The organism is Cyanobacterium sp. uoEpiScrs1, assembly GCF_947331815.1.
Classification (GTDB): domain Bacteria; phylum Cyanobacteriota; class Cyanobacteriia; order Cyanobacteriales; family Microcystaceae; genus Rippkaea.
Window position 1 is genome coordinate 1,069,657 of the sequence record NZ_OX373462.1, and the last position, 17,852, is coordinate 1,087,508.

Here is a 17,852-nt window from a genome sequence, read left to right on the forward strand (position 1 = left end):
TATCTCGACTTAAGAGAATTTTTAAAATTGTTCTCTTTCCAAATATTGCAGAGTTCAATAAAATTTAAGAAACACTATTTTTGCCTAAGTTACTTTTATATCAGTATATTCATAAGTGTCTTTTTATAACTAGATTGGGTGTAATTTTTTTTAACGTTAAATTAAATTTACGTTTAGAATAATTAATTTTTATATCCTATAAATCTTGGGGCTAATTATTGAGTGACAACACAATTATTGTTTGATGAACGCAATTCTAAATATACCAACAAAGCATTAATATCAGCAGGATTAACTCCTCCAATACGAGAAGCTTGTCCTAAAGTTAAAGGTTTATATTTAGCTAGTTTTTCCCTAGATTCCATTGACAATGTTTCAATACTCATGTAGTCCAAGTTAGTTGGTAATTGACGATTACTATGACGACTAACTTGATCAATTTGGTTTTGTTGGCGCTTTAAATAACCTGAGTATTTAATATCTATTTCTGCTCCTTGTTTTTCTATTAAATTAAGTTGAGAATTCCCTAAACCATAGCGATCTAAATCAACATAATGAAACCCAGGACGGCGTAACAAATCTGCTAACGTGATTGAGCCCTTAATCTTTTGCTTAGTTTCTTTCTCAATAGTTATGCCAATCTCATCTGTTTCTTTAATTCTTGTTTTTTGGAGGCGTTTTTTTTCTATGACAATACTATCCTGCTTTGTTTGAAAAAGTTGCCAACGACGATCATTGATTAATCCAATTTCTCTACCTAATGGTGTTAATCGTTGATCTGCATTATCCGATCTTAAAATCAAACGATATTCAGAACGAGAGGTCAGCATTCTATAGGGTTCTCGTAGATCTTTTGTACATAAATCATCAATTAAAGTCCCTAGATAACTTTTCTCTCTTGGGAAGATGATCATCTCCTCATTTTTAACCAACTTAACAGCGTTAATTCCTGCTACGATGCCTTGGGCAGCCGCTTCTTCATATCCCGTTGTTCCATTAACTTGACCAGCACAAAATAATCCTTCAACTTTCTTTGTCATCAAAGTCGGATAACATTGGGTAGCAGGAATATAATCATATTCCACCGCATAAGCAGGTCGCAATATCTCGCATTTTTCTAACCCTGGAAGGGTTCTTAACATCGCTAGTTGAATATTTTCAGGAAGTCCAGTAGAAAGTCCTTGAATATACAATTCAGGAATATTTCGTCCTTCGGGTTCAATGAAAATTTGATGACTCTTCTTATCTGCAAACCGAACAATTTTATCTTCAATAGAAGGACAATAGCGAGGTCCTTTAGAGTCAATAAATCCACCGTAGATTGGAGACAAGTGTAAATTATCGTTAATGAGCTGATGAGTTTTGACTGTGGTTCGAGTCAAATAACAGTTCATTTGTTCACGTTCGATCCAAACTTCAGGATCAAAACTGAACCAGTGTACTTCCTTATCAGGAGGCTGAGATTCCAAATTATCATAATCTACTGAGCGTTTATCCACTCTGGCGGGGGTTCCGGTTTTAAGTCTTCCAGTTTCAAACCCCAATTTATTCAAAGTTTCAGAAAGTCTTACTGCTGCAAATTCTCCGGCTCTTCCTGCCTCCATAGATTTATTACCAATCCAAATACGGCCTCTTAAAAAGGTTCCGGTAGCTAAAATAACTGCTTGTGCGCCAAAACAAGTTCCAAAATAGGTTTCAACGCCAATAACTTGATCATTTTTTCCTAGAATTAAATCTGTCACTATTCCTTCACGAATAGTTAAATTATCTTGATTCTCAACAATTTCTTTCATTAATGCTGAATATTCCCGTTTATCTGTTTGGGCGCGCAATGCCCATACTGCAGGACCTCTTGAGCTATTCAGAATTCGTTTTTGTAAATAAGTGCGGTCTGCCATTTTGCCTATTTCTCCCCCTAGTGCGTCTACCTCATGAGTAAGTTGAGACTTTGCCAATCCTCCCACTGCAGGATTACAAGGTTGCCAAGCGATCTTATCTAAGTTGAGAGTTAGCATTAGGGTACGACATCCACAACGTGCACTGGCTAAAGCTGCTTCGCATCCTGCATGTCCAGCGCCAACAATAATGATGTCAAAGATGTCTTGGAAGTCAATAGTCATTAGATTTACGAAAAAATACGGTCTCTTTCTCCTTGACCTATAGAATAACAAACTTTAAGATTTATATTATCCATTAGTAGTTAATTAATAATCGTTAAATCTATTTTCTGCTAATAATATCTATAAAAGTATGATTAAACTATTTTTATAAATACTATTTTAGTATGTAATGAGATAAGTTTATAAGTTGAATTTTGGAATATTTTATGAAATTAATTAGGTTTTGAATCTAATTAATTTAGCTTGTAATTATTTTTTGTCCTTCGTATTAAGGATAAGACTTGGCAAAATTTATATCTAAGGTTAAGCTCTAAACGGAATCCAAAATATGACCTAATTTTTTTATGTGGTGTTGAGAACTTGATGAAAGCACAGACTTCCCAATTTCAAGCCCTTCCCTGGGGACTACTCTGGGAATTTTTGTTAATAACTAGTGCCTTAGGCACTTCTGCTGGACTAGGTTTTGGGGCTGCTATAACGTTAAATCGCCCTGCTGAACCTGGGGGGACTGTTTTACATTCAGAACAGTCTTTTCCTCCTCGCCAGGATTGGCCAATTGGCCAATCTATAGAACCTAAGCCTATTTCACAACGTTAGATTAAAAGTCAATAATGGTCAACAGTCGTTTATCCCTACGCTGTGTAAACAATTTAGATTTTTATCGAAAATGAGCTGATCAGTAGACAAAAATTCAAAAATCCAACTAAATTTTGAGAATTAATGAGGTCCTCTAACGATTTTCTACTCTCAAAATTTTTCTGATAAGCTTAAAGTAACTGAAAAGCTCTAAAAGGTAAAGCAGTAATTGCATCCCGACTCACTTGTTTGTTTGTATACGATATTTTATTAAGTAAAAATAAGTTATTTATCCTCAGGATTTCTTTTGCAAGGTCGGACAATGATGTAGTCTAATCCACTTTTATGTACTATCTTTTTTCCTAGTCATTTCCCTGTCAAAACATTGTAAGGTCAAGTATTTATACTGGTAAGAGAAGGTATTAATTTCAATTAATATTTAGCCTATATAGATATATAAAATATCTTAAATCAGACTAGGATAAGTTTAGGTATTTAGTTTTAATAAAAATGGAATTTGATAGATGTATACTTTAGATATAAAAACCTCATAAAGATCCAAGATGTAATATTGATTATCCCCAAAATAGCTTCACATATTTTTGTCTTACTATATATTATTTTATAAGATATTTTATTTGCCTTTTTAAAAATATCATTTATTTTAGATTATTTAATGCCTGGAAATAAAAATATAAATTTATCTAAAATCCAGATTTATATTCTATTTCTTGACAACAATTTATAGTTAATATTTTTATAATCCAGAAAATGTATTGACTTCTAAGTAGATATTTTATCTTTTTTTAGCATGTTTAACTTATGTTTAAATAATACAAAAAAGAGAATTATTTTAGTCTACAATAGAAATACAAACTACATTTTTTTAGCTTAATTTTCAATATACAATATATTGAAAATTAGAGAAAACCTGAATGGTTAATTGATGAGAAAATAATTATGTGCTAATTAGTTAGTTACCAAAAAAATTTAACAATAGTTCAGTTTAGATACTATATAGCTGTTAAAAAGATAAATCGATTATTTTTACAACTAAAAATAATACTCCTTGATTAATTTACTAAGATTACCGTTCACTCACGGTAAAAGTTATGTCTATTCTGGTTAATTTCATTATTGCTCCATGTTTTGTTTGTAATATAGTTTCTTTTGAAAAAAATATAGTATATTTCAATTTTTATATTAGTAATAGACTATTGCTCACTATAATTCATTTATTATTTGTGATTTATAACTATTAATTCTAATACTTTAAATATAGAAAAGTTATAATAAACGGAACATAAAAATTTATGTCTTGTTCTTAGTTAGAGATTAAATAAAAATATTAGTTTCTTCTAAACTAGCTATATTTGTTATTGAAATATTCTTTCACTAGAATAAGTGATAATAGAATATAGAAATTTATGACCAATTATATTATGGCTAGAGATCTACGAAAATTTATTAATCAACTTGAACAACGAGGACAATTACGCAGAATCAAGGCATCAGTTAATCCCGACTTAGAGATTGCAGAAATATCTAATCGAATACTGCAAGCAGGAGGACCTGGACTCTTATTTGAAAATGTTAAGGGCTCCGATTTCCCTGTGGCTATTAACTTGATGGGAACTGTAGAACGCGTCTGTTGGGCTATGAATATGGAAACCCCTCAAGATTTAGAAAATATGGGTAAAAAATTAGCTATGTTACAACAACCAAAACCACCAAAAAAAATTGCCGAAGCGATTGATTTTGGTAAAATTCTTTTTGATGTAATTAAGGCGAAACCAGTTAAAAGTTTCTTTCCTCCCTGTCAACAGATAGTAATTGATGGGGAGAATCTAGACCTAAATAGATTGCCTCTAATTCGTCCTTATTGTGGGGATGCAGGCAAAATTATTACGTTTGGACTAGTTGTTACTAAGGACTGTGAGACTGGAACTCCTAATGTAGGAGTTTATCGTTTACAGTTACAATCTAAAACCACAATGACGGTGCATTGGTTGTCTGTCAGAGGTGGGGCGAGACATCTTCGAAAAGCAGCAGAAAATGGTAAAAAATTAGAAATTGCGATAGCTATAGGAGTTGATCCCCTAATTATCATGGCTGCAGCTACTCCTATTCCTATAGAGCTCTCAGAATGGTTATTTGCAGGACTATATGGAGGATCAGGCGTAAGGTTGACAAAATGTAAAACCCTAAACTTAGAAGTTCCAGCAGATGCAGAATTTATTCTAGAGGGAACTATTACTCCAGGTGAAGTTTTACCTGATGGGCCTTTTGGAGATCATATGGGGTATTACGGTGGAGTCGAAGACTCCCCATTAGTTCGTTTTCATACTATAACCCATCGTAAGGATCCCATTTATTTAACAACGTTTAGTGGTCGCCCACCTAAAGAAGAGGCAATGATGGCCATTGCATTAAATCGTATTTATACCCCAATTTTACGGCAACAAGTCTCAGAAATTACAGACTTTTTCTTGCCTATGGAATCATTAAGTTATAAAGCAGCAATTATATCCATTGACAAAGCTTATCCTGGACAAGCAAGAAGAGCGGCTTTAGCTTTTTGGAGTGTATTACCTCAGTTTACTTACACTAAGTTTGTAATTATTGTAGACAAAGACATTAATATCCGAGATCCTCGTCAAGTAGTTTGGGCAATTAGTTCTAAAGTTGACCCCTCAAGAGATGTTTTTATCCTTCCAGCGACTCCTTTTGATACTTTAGATTTTGCGAGTGAAAAACTGGGGTTAGGAGGCAGAATGGGGATTGATGCTACCACAAAAATGTATCCTGAAATTGATCATGAATGGGGAGAACCTTTAGAGTCTGATGGAGAGGTATCTGAAATAGTCAATCATCGTTGGATTGAATATGGCTTAGAGGATATTATCCTAGATAAAGTTAATGACAACCTATTTGGTTATGACATTAAATAAGTAGGAGATTTTGAACAACCATAAATATAGTATCAATTGTTACTTATGTCTATTTGTAATAAATTAAAGCAAGAATTATAGTATCTTAATTTATATTTTTTATACCGAACGTTTATTTAGATATAAACGTTCGGTATAAAAATTTTAGCACTTACTAATATAATAGTATCAATATATGCATTAAGTAACTATCAAAACTAATTATATATATTTAATTTTATGGAAATTATTTTGTTTTTTTTCAGATTTATTAAAGTATTTATATAGCCATAAAAAAAATAGATATAAAATTAAAATATTTTTTTAATTTTATAAATACTAATTAATGAAATTATTATCTCTATAGAACATTAACTGAATATCAAATATTTAAATACAGAAATAGGAAAAATTAAAGTTAATAAGAATCTATAAAGAATTAACACTAAAGTTAGTGGTCATAAGAGTATTAGTCGTGGTTATAAAGCCTCTAATATTACTCAGTACAAAGCTAATCTTAGCTTAAAAAATATATGCAAACCTATTACTAGATATGATGGAGATAGCTTGGAGTTTGGTGGAAGAATAAAAATTTTAGAAAAATAAATTTTCAGTAAAATTATACGAACAATTATTCCGTCTTTTTAGACTAGTTGTTTCAATACTTTACTAGGTAAAAGTCAAAAGTATTAACCTAAAAATACAAAGTTTTTAGATATTTATTGGCTATCAATTTATAATATATAGTTTAGAATAGCAATTAAATACTTAAAAAATCTAAGTTAATATCTACTATAAAATACTACCAAATAGGTTTTCCTGAACGATCATAAACCATGATATCCCATTGACCACCCTGAGCAATCTCAAAAGCAATACGGTCACCATTTGCATTAATTATAGGATTACGAACTTCTACTTGCAGGTTTTTAGTGAGACTACGTTTTTGTTGATTTTGGCGATCATAAAGATAAATATTTGATTGTCCCTGACGACTAGTTGCAAAAACAATATAGCGGCCATCTTCAGAAATTGAAGGGTGAGAAGCCACTTCATCGAAAGAATTTAGTCCTGGTAAATCAATCAAATGTCGTTTTTGCGCATTAAATAAATAAACATCCTGAGAGCCATTACGATCAGACACAAAGATGATGTAGGAAGAAATTACTTGGGGCGTTAATTCTGAGGCCCGACTATTTAATCCTTGTCCCCCCATATCAATACTAAAATGCAGGAAACGGGGATAACCACCACAACCTTTTAAAAAAGTGGCTAAAATTGCACTTAGGATTAGAATAAAATACTTCACTATTTAAGGGACAACAACTGAAGCACCATCAGGAATATCTAACTCTATCAAAGGACCGCGATCAAATACTTCAATGTCCCACTGGCCGCGCTTTGCCGTTTCAAAAACAATGTAGCGTCCATCAGGGCTAATATGAGGATTTCTTACCCAACTCTGATATCCTTGGGTCAACAATTCAGCATGTCGGGTAGCACGATCATATAAAGCAACATCTGGCTGTCCTCGAATACTAGAAACGTACACGAGATAACGCCCCGTTCGGCTCAAACTGGGACTATCGAGAACAACATTTTTGGGGTTTAGTCTAGGTAGATTAACTAACTGTTTTCCCCACAAATCATAAAGTAAAATTTGATTAGTACCATCACGATTAGAGACTAAAGCTAACCAACGTCCATCACCACTTAGAGCTGGTTGGACATCATTATAGCGGCTATTCAGCTTACCCAAAGCTTGGGAATGGTTAACAAGATTACAAGAATTCAGTAGAATCGTTGAAACCAATAGAATCAAGTAATACAAAAGAAAATATAGACCAAACCTTTTATTTGCTAGGAGTTTGGACTGATTCTCCAGGGCCACTTTTATTGGTCTACTTTTCACTCAAACTAACCGGGATTAACGATAGGAATAGGAAAGAATAGAATACTAATTATGATCATGATGATCACTTTTTGATTCTTGATTGGTATTCGATTGCTTTATTTCCTCTTCTGATCGGTGTTGTGATTGATCAATGGGATGATAATCTACATAGTCATCTGGCGCAGTTTTCTCGGATGGATAATTAGAATAATAGTTTCGCTCAGATGAAGAATCTAGAGGAGGTTGTCCAGGAGGTATAGGAGGAGTTTTTGGCGATTGACTGTTCGGACGAGGACGACGGGAGATATTCCGTTCTTCCCACATGTCAGAGGAATCATTCCAGGCGTCATATGATTGAGAGGAAGGTGAGCTGGTGCGACGGGGACGACGTTGACGAGTTGGTTCACGATCACTATAGGACTGACTTGAACGACGAGTCCCTCTAGAACTACGAGGTTCTTCATACCCTCTTAACCGGCGGTTACTAGTGTATTTTGTCTCTTCTTCGTATGGTTCGAGTCGATCTAATTCAGCTTCTGTGTAGACGCGAGTTTTACTCACCCGACGCTCATTATCCACAATTGGAAAATTTCGTTTAGCTTGTTCTGTTGTTGCACCTCGTAGTCGAATAGTTTCTACTGCAAAAAATATTGCTGAACCGGTCAAGAGAAATTGCCCAAACTGCAAAATAGGATCAAGTCGCCATCCCTGAAACAACAAAATCAAGCCACATAACAAACCTACTGCCGCAAAAAATATATCATGATCTCTCGATAATTCAGGGCGGACGGATCTTAGAAAATATAAGCCAGCCCCTGCCACTGCCAGGAATATACCAAGAATACTAGCCGAATTTAACCCAAAATTTACCATTACCCCTCTCTATTTTCCATCTCTATAGTAGCGATTTTTGATAAAGGATTTCCACTTCCCATTTTTAGGACATCTAGAGAATACCCCTATCTTTAAAAAGCTAATATTTTGATTGGGACAAATGTTTTTTATAAAAACCTAATCTTGCTACTTTAGCTGATAAAAATTGAACCAGCTGTGATAAGAACAACAACGATGATATTTCTCAAAACCACACTCCACAAGAAGTCTTTTAACAGAATACCATATAGTCTTATGCTTTTTGCCAGTTTGAATACATTCTTTATTTATCTTAAAAGGCTTCCAAGTAATTATATTAAGGAATTTACTGCGCAAAGACTACTTAAATTAGAAGGGAATACGAAGTTAGCACAAATTTTTTTAGAGACAATTGTTGATTAGATTATCTCTCGGCGATGGGAGACCATTTTTGTTCACTCGGCCCTGTGTATATGGATTTAGGACGAATAATGCGGTCTTGTTCAAGTTGTTCAAAACAATGAGCCAGCCAGCCCACCACCCGGCTAATTGTAAATGTACTAGTAAATAGGGGCGTAGGAATATCAAGTCCATGCAAAACTAACGCGGTATGATATTCAACATTTGTTTTGATACTTCGATGGGGTTTGTATTCTTTGAGTAGCCTTAAAGCGATTCTCTCAACATCAATCGCAAGAGTCCAGAATTCTGAGAGATCTTTATGGTGCCAAAGATCTTCAGCTACTTCTGAAAGGAGTACAGCACGCGGATCTTTGACTCGATAAATACGATGACCAAAACCCATTAGACGCTCTCTACTTTCAAACTTATGGCGTAAGTATGATTCTATCTCCGAAAATGTTTTAATTTCTAGTAACATGTCAATGACTGGACCTGGCGCACCACCGTGAAGGATTCCCTTTAAAGCACCAATAGCTGCAGTTATGGCAGAGACAAAATCTGAGCGAGTTGACATCACTACTCGTGCCGAAAAAGTAGATGCATTGAGTCCGTGTTCCACCACTGTATTTAGATAGATTTCTAACCCCCGAATATGTTCAAGAGAAGGCTCCTCTCCCGTAAGCATATAGAGGTAATTGGCTGCATGACCTAATGCAGGATGAGGATCAATTATAGTTTTATTATTAATTAATCTCCAATAAGTAGCAGTAATTACAGGAATTGAGGCGATTATCTTAAGTGCACCACTAATTCCCTCTTTATCCATACGATGTGAATGCATATCCATTGAGAGGCAACTTACTCCAATACGTAAAGCTTCTGTTGGCTCAATCTCATTTTCAGCTGCACTCTTGAGAACATCTAATATTTTGGGATCAAGATCTCGATAATCTAACAACTTCTTAGTTAGTAGATTCAATTCACCTTGAGTAGGGAGATGGCTATGCAGCAATAAAAAAACAATCTCTTCAAAGGAAGCATTTATAGCAAGTTCTTCGAACGGAAACCCTAATATAATTAACTTACCTAACTGCCCATCGATCTTACTAAGGTGATTGGGAATATTGTCCATATACTTCAAAAATCTGACTAACTGAAATAGACATTATATACATCACAAACCTCCATACAGTTTAGCATAGTCAAATTATATATCCATCACCTTGGATCAAAAGCTTCGAAAAGCTTACTTGTTGTATATCAATAATCTTTGCTTTAGTTAATTAAGATTCGCTATTAGAGTAGTTTATACATCCTTGGCAAATAGTTTTTTAAGACGACAAAAGCAGCGGCGCATGATTGTAATTTCTTTACAAATCACCTTTTAACTTGAATATTAAAAATAATAGTTACTGTGGATCTAATTTTAAGACAGCCATAAATGCTTCTTGGGGAACGTCAACTGTTCCAATAGACTTCATCCGCTTCTTTCCTTTGGCTTGTTTTTGTAATAGTTTCTTTTTGCGAGAAATATCTCCTCCATAACATTTTGCCAACACATCTTTTCGAAGTGCAGGAATATGCTCGCTAGCAATAACTTTTGTCCCAATCGCCGCCTGAATAGGAACTTTAAACTGATGACGAGGAATCAACTCTTTGAGCTTTTCTGTTAAAGCACGACCTACAAAATAGGCTTTATCTCGGTGGACAATCATAGCCAAAGCATCTACTCCATCTCCGTTCACAAGAATATCTAATTTAACTAAGGGGTTTTCTCTATAGCCAATTAAACAATATTCCATACTTGCGTAACCTCGTGAGCGCGACTTTAACTGATCAAAAAAGTCAGTGACTACTTCAGCTAAAGGTAACTCATAAGTCAAGGCAGTTCTTGATAGAGTAAAGTAGCGCATATCCTTAAATACCCCACGACGACTTTGACATAATTCCATCAATGTTCCTACATAAGTTTCAGGGGTAATCATTTCTACTTGAATATAAGGTTCTTCAATTTTCTCTTGTTTTTGAGGTGAAGGAAGTAAACTGGGATTGTCAATTTCAATAATTTCTCCATCAATAGTGGTAATACGATAAATTACTGATGGTGCGGTAGTAATTAGGTCAAGATTGTATTCTCTTTCGAGTCTTTCTTGAACAATTTCCATATGAAGCAATCCCAAAAAACCACAGCGAAAACCAAACCCCATCGCACTGGAGGTTTCAGGTTCATAAGACAAAGCCGCGTCATTAAGTTTAAGTTTATTTAAGGCTTCACGCAGATCCTCATACTGATCTGCATCGGTAGGAAATAGTCCACAAAAAACCATTGGTTTAGCCTCAGTATAGCCTGGAAGAGGTTTTTCTGCGAGTTTTGTAGCTAAAGTAATCGTATCTCCAACTCGTGCATCTTCTACTGTCTTAATAGCTGCCGCCAAATAACCTACTTCTCCAGCGTGCAGACTATCCACTTGCACCTGGCTAGGAGAAAGGACTCCTAACTCGTCGATATTGTACTCTTTACCAGAAGCCATCAACCGAATGCAATCACCATTTTTAACAGTTCCATCCATAACGCGGAAATAAACAATAACTCCCCGATAAGGATCATAATAACTATCAAATATTAAAGCCCTTAAAGGCTCGTCTACCATATCTTCTGGAGATGGAACTAGATGAACAATAGATTCTAAAATCTCATCAACACCCACCCCATTTTTGGCAGAGGCTCTTACTATATTACTGCAATCAAGACCAACTACTTCTTCAATTTCGTTAGCCACCCGTTCAGGTTCAGAGCCTGGCAAATCAATTTTATTTAAAATAGGAATAATCTCTAAGTTATTCTCCAAAGCTAAATAAACATTAGCCAAAGTTTGGGCTTCTACCCCTTGGGAGGAATCTACTACCAGTAAAGCCCCCTCACAAGCTGCTAAAGAGCGAGACACCTCATAAGAAAAGTCCACATGACCAGGAGTATCAATAAGGTTCAGAATATATTTTTCTCCATTCCTGGCCGTATAACTCATTCGAGCTGTTTGTAATTTAATCGTAATTCCTCGTTCCCGTTCTAGATCCATATTGTCAAGGAATTGCTCTTTCATTTGCCGTTGTTCCACCGTTCCAGTGTCTTGCAACATGCGGTCAGCTAGGGTCGACTTACCATGGTCGATGTGGGCGATGATAGAGAAGTTACGAATATGAGAAACAGGAACGTCGGTCATATAGTTAGTTTTTAGTGGGAATGAATTTAGTAAAATCGAGAGCTTCTTCATTATTTATTGTAATAGTGATTTTGCTAAATGTAGCTAGGTTTTTAGACACAATTCTGTTTATGTTGCTGTGCTGAGAAACCTCTTTTTGCCTTTCAGATGGCTTTTAGGGTCTAAATATGGATTTATTATTAGTTAAGGACAGATATCAATCGACTGAATGATTGAATCCAATATTCTAAGCTAGGGTGAGCATTATGATTGTTTGGTTTGTTGAAGATCTTAAGCGAAGGCAATTTGATTTTTACTATTTTGTGTTTGGTGAGTTTTAAGTGCCTATTTGTATTGACAAATCTGAGAATAATTAGAATAGGATAAGAGATGTTGATTATAAAAAATCAATTATCTTTGGAATGGAATAAAATAAAAACAGTCGAGATAATTAAAATTTATTTATAATGAAAAATAAAATAAACATAAAGTCATAAGTTTTAATATTTAAATTTTTATATAAACAATATGAATTCACGTCAAATATCTATAAACTAGTTTTTCTAAAAAAACGAAAGTATTTTAATGAATCAGTACATGGTATAATAATAAGAGTTCAACAATTTTTTTATTACAATCCTAATTTTATATTAATTTGACTCATTTATCCTGTTTGTTTTTTACACTATCGCTATTTAGTAATAAGCAAATAAAAACATAAAATATAAGAGTAATAAAATATACTTTGCTTTTATACCTTAACTATATGCTTAGGAAGATGATTTAAGAAAAAATATAATATGATGAGAGTGGTAATTAATCGAGATTGTAAAAAAGTAATAACAAAGCTTTATTTAAGCCAAACGTTGAAGATAAGTAATGGTTTTTGAGGTTACCATAGCTTAATCAGGAATTGAATAAATAGAAGTATAGATAAGGTGTTTGAAAAATTTAGGTAAAAAAACTTTTTAAAAGTTTGTGCTGGACTTAATTGTTTAGTAAAATCCAAGTTTTATAAGTCCCAAAATTAGTTTGAGTATATAGGAATAATCTCAAATTAGTTTTTGTATGTGTCATCAGACTTGATATTAATCTACAAAAATTATCATACTTTTGGAGTAGTCTTAGATAATTAGGGACCGAACTAGTAGAGTTTTGCAGATTAGTTTCATAAAAAAAAATATATCTTAAGTATATTTTAAAATATGTTGTTGGGCGAAATTAAAGTATTATTGTTAATATCCAATCAACTGGCTTTAATTCGAGTGTCTAAGCAAATAAAATAGATGCTATTAAGCATTGATTTTTTTCGAATAAATTGAATAAAGTTGATTTAGTAACGGTCTTTCTAATATCCCCGGGAAAAGAGCAAGTGACTTTAGAATAATCGCTTGATTGTTCGGTGTTATTATAAATAATAAAGGATAAAATTTGATGGCTTTTAATTCCCTCAATCACTTAGTAATTGTTTTAACTCAACAACCTGAATGGGCGCGATATAAGCGATATTATCTCCTATACAAATATTGGAATGAAGTGATTGATCCCAAGATTGTTTCCCATGCTCGACCTTTATACATTCAGAGAGATTTACTATGGGTGGCTACTTCAAGTGCAGTTTGGGCTCAACATTTATCATTACAACGTCACCTTTTCCTCAAAAATATTAATGCTAAGTTTCCTGAAGAACCTCTGATAGATATTCGTTTCTCATCGGCTAGGTGGCATGACTCTCAGCTAATTGCAGATACTTTCATCGAATCATCTCATCCGAGCCATATTGATTTCCAGGTGTCTTTGTCTCACACTAATTCTCATAACTTAATAACTCCAGCAGTAGCTTTCCAACGTTGGACTGAGTTAATAAAAATGAGAGCACAGGGCATGCCATTATGTCCTCAATGTCGTTGTCCAACACCTCCTGGTGAAATAAAACGCTGGTCGCTCTGTATGCATTGTGCTACCCAAAAGTGGCAGACTAATTATCCTTATTCTCAGTAGTTTCACTTAAGTTTAAGAATTATTGTTCAAAAGTTTATTAAAGATAAACTTACAAATATGATATTGTCGATTACTCTTGATTTCTTTTTTTATACTTATTATCTATTAGTCTATCGAAGTAAGGAACTATATTATTCAATTGTAAAGATTAATATATTATTGAGTTTTAGAAATTACTAAAACTCAATAATATACAGAAGGCTTACACTCTAGTAAAATGCTTAATAAATTGTGAAGTAAAAACTTTTACTAAATATAAACAGATATTATTTCCATCTAAGAATGATATCTGTTCAGATTAAACATAAATTTTAAGCATAATAACTTTGGCTTATTAAAGGATACGATCCTTGGCTTTATCAGGATGCATTTTTAAGTTAGATTAATAGCCAAAGGTTAAACATTAACTTATAAAGATAGGATATGATATGACTTTTATATTGACTAATGATGATGGGATCGATTCCCCAGGGATTCGTGCTTTGTATAATGCCCTGGGAAGACAAGGAATTATTGTTGCCCCTAAAGAACAACAATCAGGCTGTGGTCACCGCGTCACGACTAATAAACCTATTCATCTCAAAAAACGGTCTGAGAGCGAATATGTTGTTGATGGAACCCCTGCAGACTGCACTCGCCTAGCCTTGACTCAAGTGTCTAAGAAAACAAAATGGGTGCTATCAGGGATCAATTCTGGAGGAAATTTAGGGGTAGACATTTACATATCAGGAACAGTAGCTGCAGTTAGGGAAGCAGCAATGCACGGTATCCCAGGAATTGCAATTTCCCATTGGATTAAGCGACCTTTAGCCATTGATTGGGACTTGGCGACAAAATGGACAGCTAAGGTGCTAGAGAAACTGTGGAGTTATCCTCTATCTTCTGGCAGTTTTTGGAATGTCAATTTACCCCATTTAGAGATTGGTTCTCCAGAACCGGAAATTGTATTTTGTGAAAGGAGCACTCATCCTTTACCGGTAGACTATTGGGTTAAAGGGGAATTTTATCATTATCAAGGGGAATACATTAAAAGACAGCGATCGCAAGGTACAGACGTAGATGTTTGTTTTTCTGGCAACATTACAGTAACATTGGTTAACATTTGACTTTGAAGTTAACCATCGTAAAAACCTCTCTATCCCACTCAGTATTATTGATATTGTCAATTCTGCCATAAAGAATTCTTGAAATTATAGATTGTTAAGCATTTTCTGTTTTATCTTTTCAAATCTTATTTTAGAAGAATCGTACTTGCCAAAAATCACTATAAGTGGATTCGCCCCTAAAAATAGAATCCTAGTAGTTTTTGCTGATTAAATAGGGATACCAGTAAAAAATTTATTTACTAATCATGTTAGTAGGTATTTTCTGTTGTAGAAAATATATTATGTATATATAATTTGTATATATTTTTTATATCTTAATATTATTATCTATTAAGTGTAAATACTTTAAGAGTAGTTTTTGCTGTTATTAAATTGCTTATAATTTATTTAACTTAATTTAATTTAATTAGAATATCTTCTTTTGTTTAAGCCTGTAAAAGGCTAGGAATTTATTTGTTTCAACTATACTAATAAGTATACAATTGCTATACTATAAATTTATAGTATAGCAATTGTTATTGTGTGCTAACTCTAAATATTAGTTGACAATTAATATATACTATGTTTATAGTTATGTTCTAAATAGATTAAATTATTTATTGAGAATCTAAAAAATATTTGCTTTTAGATAAACAGAATTTAAATTAAATAGCAAAAATTTTTTTCTAAAATTATGATAAATAAATTACTATAATTCTATATTTTGTTATTTATATAAAATAATTAAGAAATTAATGTAAATCAATAGTATTACTATTGCAATACTATGACTATAATTATGTTTAGAATTTATTATTTATAAAGATAAATATAATTTTTCAAGTCACAATTTTTCCAAATTGAGATCTCCACTAGCAAGTTAAAGAAATAGGAAATATGTTTTGGCTTAACAGTTTTTTAAATTTTGATTGAACTATTGAGATAAATATTAAAAATAGTCAGACTTAATAAACCTGACTATTATACAATAACAGCCTTGCCGTTAACCTTATCTAGGGTAGGTAATCAATCTACACCAGTTTTTTAAGTAAATTACTGAAATATTATGTATACATTATTTTAATTATTGTTGATATATTCTTTTACTTACTATGTAAAATAAAACAAAACAAGCTAGGATTAACGTATTCATAAAAATCATCGTTTATGAAGATGGGGTGGGCTATGCCCACCCCATAAGGCTAAATTGCTACATCTGCTCGTTTAAATGCTTCATCGAGAACTTCTGACAAAGTAGGATGAGGATGAATATTAAACGCTAAATTTTGTACAGACTGATGTTGAGCAATCGCATTTGCTGCCTCTTGAATTAAATCTGAGGCATGGGGACCAATAATGTGAACTCCCAAGACTTCTCCTGTACCTTGATGATATACTACTTTAGCGATACCATCAGTTTCTCCTTCTGCTAAAGCTTTAGAATTACCTTTGAAATGAGTTTTAACAGAAGCTATTTTAAAGCCTTCTCTTTCCCCCAATTTTCTTGCTGCGGGTTCAGTTAATCCAACATAACTAATTTCAGGATGAGTAAAAGTAGCAGCCGGAATGCTACGGTAATTGACTGTTCTATCTCGCCCACAAATATTTTCTACCGCAATCATTCCTTGTCCTGAAGCAGCATGGGCTAACATCATCTTGCCTGTTACATCTCCTACAGCCCACAAATGAGGGACAACTTTCCCGTCTAATAAAACTTCTAAGCGATCATTAACGGGAATAAATCCTTGTTGAGTTTCAATACCGATATTTTCTAATCCTAAGTATTTCGTTGCAGGAATACGTCCAGTCGCTACTAAACAAGCATCCACTTCTAGAAAATCTATAACTTCTTTTGTCTTTGCATCAGTTAACTCAATTGTAACAGGAGAACCTGGGATAACTTTGCTGGCAAATACACCAGAATATATTTCAATATCACGGGGTTTAATTAATATCCGTTCAGCAATTTTTGAAATCTCTGGATCGAATCCTGGCATCAAATCATCTAATGCTTCAATCATGGTTACTTCACACCCAAGAGCCGTATAGATATCAGAAAATTCTAACCCAATATAACCACTACCAATAATTGCTATCCACTGAGGTAAACTTTCTAATTTAACGGCTTCATCACTAGTGAAAACAGTTTTGTGATCAATTTCAATACCGCGAGGGGTGAAAGGAATTGATCCAGGACACAACACAATATCTCTTGCAGTGATAAATTTTTCTTCATCATCAGCTAACACACTAATTTTTTGGTTGTCAATAATTTTCCCCCATCCTCTGATGACGTCAACCTTGAGACGTTTTAAAGTCTTGGTGAGATCACCCTGAATTTTATTGACTAAATTAGTAGCATGATCTGCAATTGCTTCTCGTTGAAAAACCACTCCATCAACTTGAATTCCCAAACTACTGAGATGATGATGATTTTGTAACTCTCTTACTCTTCCTGATGCGGCAAGTAGGGCTTTAGATGGGATACACCCCCGATTAACACAGGTTCCTCCGATATCTTTTGCCTCGACAATAGCAGTTTTTAGTCCACAGTTAACGGCATGAAGAGCTGTTCCATGACCTCCTACTCCTGCGCCAATAATGACTAGATCGTAATCAAACTGATCACTCATAAATATATTCCCCTTGAAATACTATTGATTTTTAGTCTAGAGTAGTTCGGGTAAAAGTGACACAGATTTAATAGTTTTACCTCTACAACTAATTCTATAAAATGAAATGTTAGTGTAATTAAAGTCAATAATAATCTTTATAATTTATTTGAATATTTT

11 protein-coding genes are annotated in these 17,852 nt (G+C 33.7%); 4 read left to right on the forward strand and 7 right to left on the reverse strand.

Annotated features, from left to right (window positions below):
• Positions 1 to 215: 215 nt before the first annotated feature.
• The gene (gene mnmG / locus OXU93_RS03675; protein ID WP_267384537.1) at positions 216 to 2,120 is read right to left on the reverse strand and encodes a tRNA uridine-5-carboxymethylaminomethyl(34) synthesis enzyme MnmG; all 1,905 of its coding nucleotides are present in this window, start codon (positions 2,118 to 2,120) and stop codon (positions 216 to 218) included.
• Between the two features lie 363 nt (positions 2,121 to 2,483).
• On the opposite strand from mnmG, the gene OXU93_RS03680 reads away from it, so the two are divergent.
• Positions 2,484 to 2,717, forward strand: a complete 234-nt coding sequence (locus OXU93_RS03680; protein WP_267384539.1) for a hypothetical protein — start codon at positions 2,484 to 2,486, stop codon at positions 2,715 to 2,717.
• Between the two features lie 1,421 nt (positions 2,718 to 4,138).
• Entirely contained in the window at positions 4,139 to 5,647 is a 1,509-nt protein-coding gene (locus OXU93_RS03685; RefSeq protein ID WP_267384777.1) for a UbiD family decarboxylase, read from the forward strand.
• Between the two features lie 781 nt (positions 5,648 to 6,428).
• On the opposite strand, the gene OXU93_RS03690 is transcribed toward OXU93_RS03685, so the two are convergent.
• The 5 genes from OXU93_RS03690 to lepA all read right to left on the reverse strand — a co-directional run bounded on the left by OXU93_RS03690 (position 6,429) and on the right by lepA (position 11,995).
• Entirely contained in the window at positions 6,429 to 6,938 is a 510-nt protein-coding gene (locus OXU93_RS03690) for a TolB family protein (RefSeq protein WP_267384779.1), read from the reverse strand.
• On the reverse strand, positions 6,939 to 7,439 hold the full coding sequence (locus OXU93_RS03695) for a TolB family protein (RefSeq protein ID WP_416378785.1): 501 nt from the start codon (positions 7,437 to 7,439) through the stop codon (positions 6,939 to 6,941).
• Between the two features lie 144 nt (positions 7,440 to 7,583).
• Positions 7,584 to 8,393: a Ycf66 family protein gene (locus tag OXU93_RS03700; protein WP_267384541.1), complete on the reverse strand. Its 810-nt coding sequence runs from the start codon at positions 8,391 to 8,393 to the stop codon at positions 7,584 to 7,586.
• A gap of 403 nt (positions 8,394 to 8,796) precedes the next feature.
• Positions 8,797 to 9,906 (reverse strand): citrate/2-methylcitrate synthase, encoded by a 1,110-nt coding sequence (locus OXU93_RS03705; protein ID WP_267384543.1) that lies wholly within the window; start codon positions 9,904 to 9,906, stop codon positions 8,797 to 8,799.
• 277 nt (positions 9,907 to 10,183) lie between these two features.
• Positions 10,184 to 11,995 (reverse strand): translation elongation factor 4, encoded by a 1,812-nt coding sequence (gene lepA / locus OXU93_RS03710; protein WP_267384544.1) that lies wholly within the window; start codon positions 11,993 to 11,995, stop codon positions 10,184 to 10,186.
• 1,413 nt (positions 11,996 to 13,408) lie between these two features.
• On the opposite strand from lepA, the gene OXU93_RS03715 reads away from it, so the two are divergent.
• Together OXU93_RS03715 and surE are read left to right on the forward strand one after the other, a co-directional pair.
• On the forward strand, positions 13,409 to 13,975 hold the full coding sequence (locus tag OXU93_RS03715) for a DUF721 domain-containing protein (protein WP_267384545.1): 567 nt from the start codon (positions 13,409 to 13,411) through the stop codon (positions 13,973 to 13,975).
• Positions 13,976 to 14,403: 428 nt separating this feature from the next.
• Complete coding sequence (surE, locus tag OXU93_RS03720; RefSeq protein WP_267384546.1) at positions 14,404 to 15,081, forward strand: 5'/3'-nucleotidase SurE; 678 nt, start codon at positions 14,404 to 14,406, stop codon at positions 15,079 to 15,081.
• 1,181 nt (positions 15,082 to 16,262) lie between these two features.
• Here surE and lpdA read toward each other — a convergent pair.
• Entirely contained in the window at positions 16,263 to 17,693 is a 1,431-nt protein-coding gene (gene lpdA, locus OXU93_RS03725) for a dihydrolipoyl dehydrogenase (protein ID WP_267384547.1), read from the reverse strand.
• Positions 17,694 to 17,852: the final 159 nt, after the last annotated feature.

Bases quoted from the DNA above. Each gene is read 5' to 3' on its own strand.
- OXU93_RS03715 (WP_267384545.1), top strand. From the start codon at position 13,409: ATGGCTTTTAATTCCCTCAATCACTTAGTAATTGTTTTAACTCAACAA.
- OXU93_RS03705 (WP_267384543.1), bottom strand. From the start codon at position 9,906: ATGGACAATATTCCCAATCACCTTAGTAAGATCGATGGGCAGTTAGGT.
- lepA (WP_267384544.1), bottom strand. From the start codon at position 11,995: ATGACCGACGTTCCTGTTTCTCATATTCGTAACTTCTCTATCATCGCC.
- OXU93_RS03680 (WP_267384539.1), top strand. From the start codon at position 2,484: ATGAAAGCACAGACTTCCCAATTTCAAGCCCTTCCCTGGGGACTACTC.
- mnmG (WP_267384537.1), bottom strand. From the start codon at position 2,120: ATGACTATTGACTTCCAAGACATCTTTGACATCATTATTGTTGGCGCT.
- OXU93_RS03685 (WP_267384777.1), top strand. From the start codon at position 4,139: ATGGCTAGAGATCTACGAAAATTTATTAATCAACTTGAACAACGAGGA.
- OXU93_RS03700 (WP_267384541.1), bottom strand. From the start codon at position 8,393: ATGGTAAATTTTGGGTTAAATTCGGCTAGTATTCTTGGTATATTCCTG.
- surE (WP_267384546.1), top strand. From the start codon at position 14,404: ATGACTTTTATATTGACTAATGATGATGGGATCGATTCCCCAGGGATT.
- lpdA (WP_267384547.1), bottom strand. From the start codon at position 17,693: ATGAGTGATCAGTTTGATTACGATCTAGTCATTATTGGCGCAGGAGTA.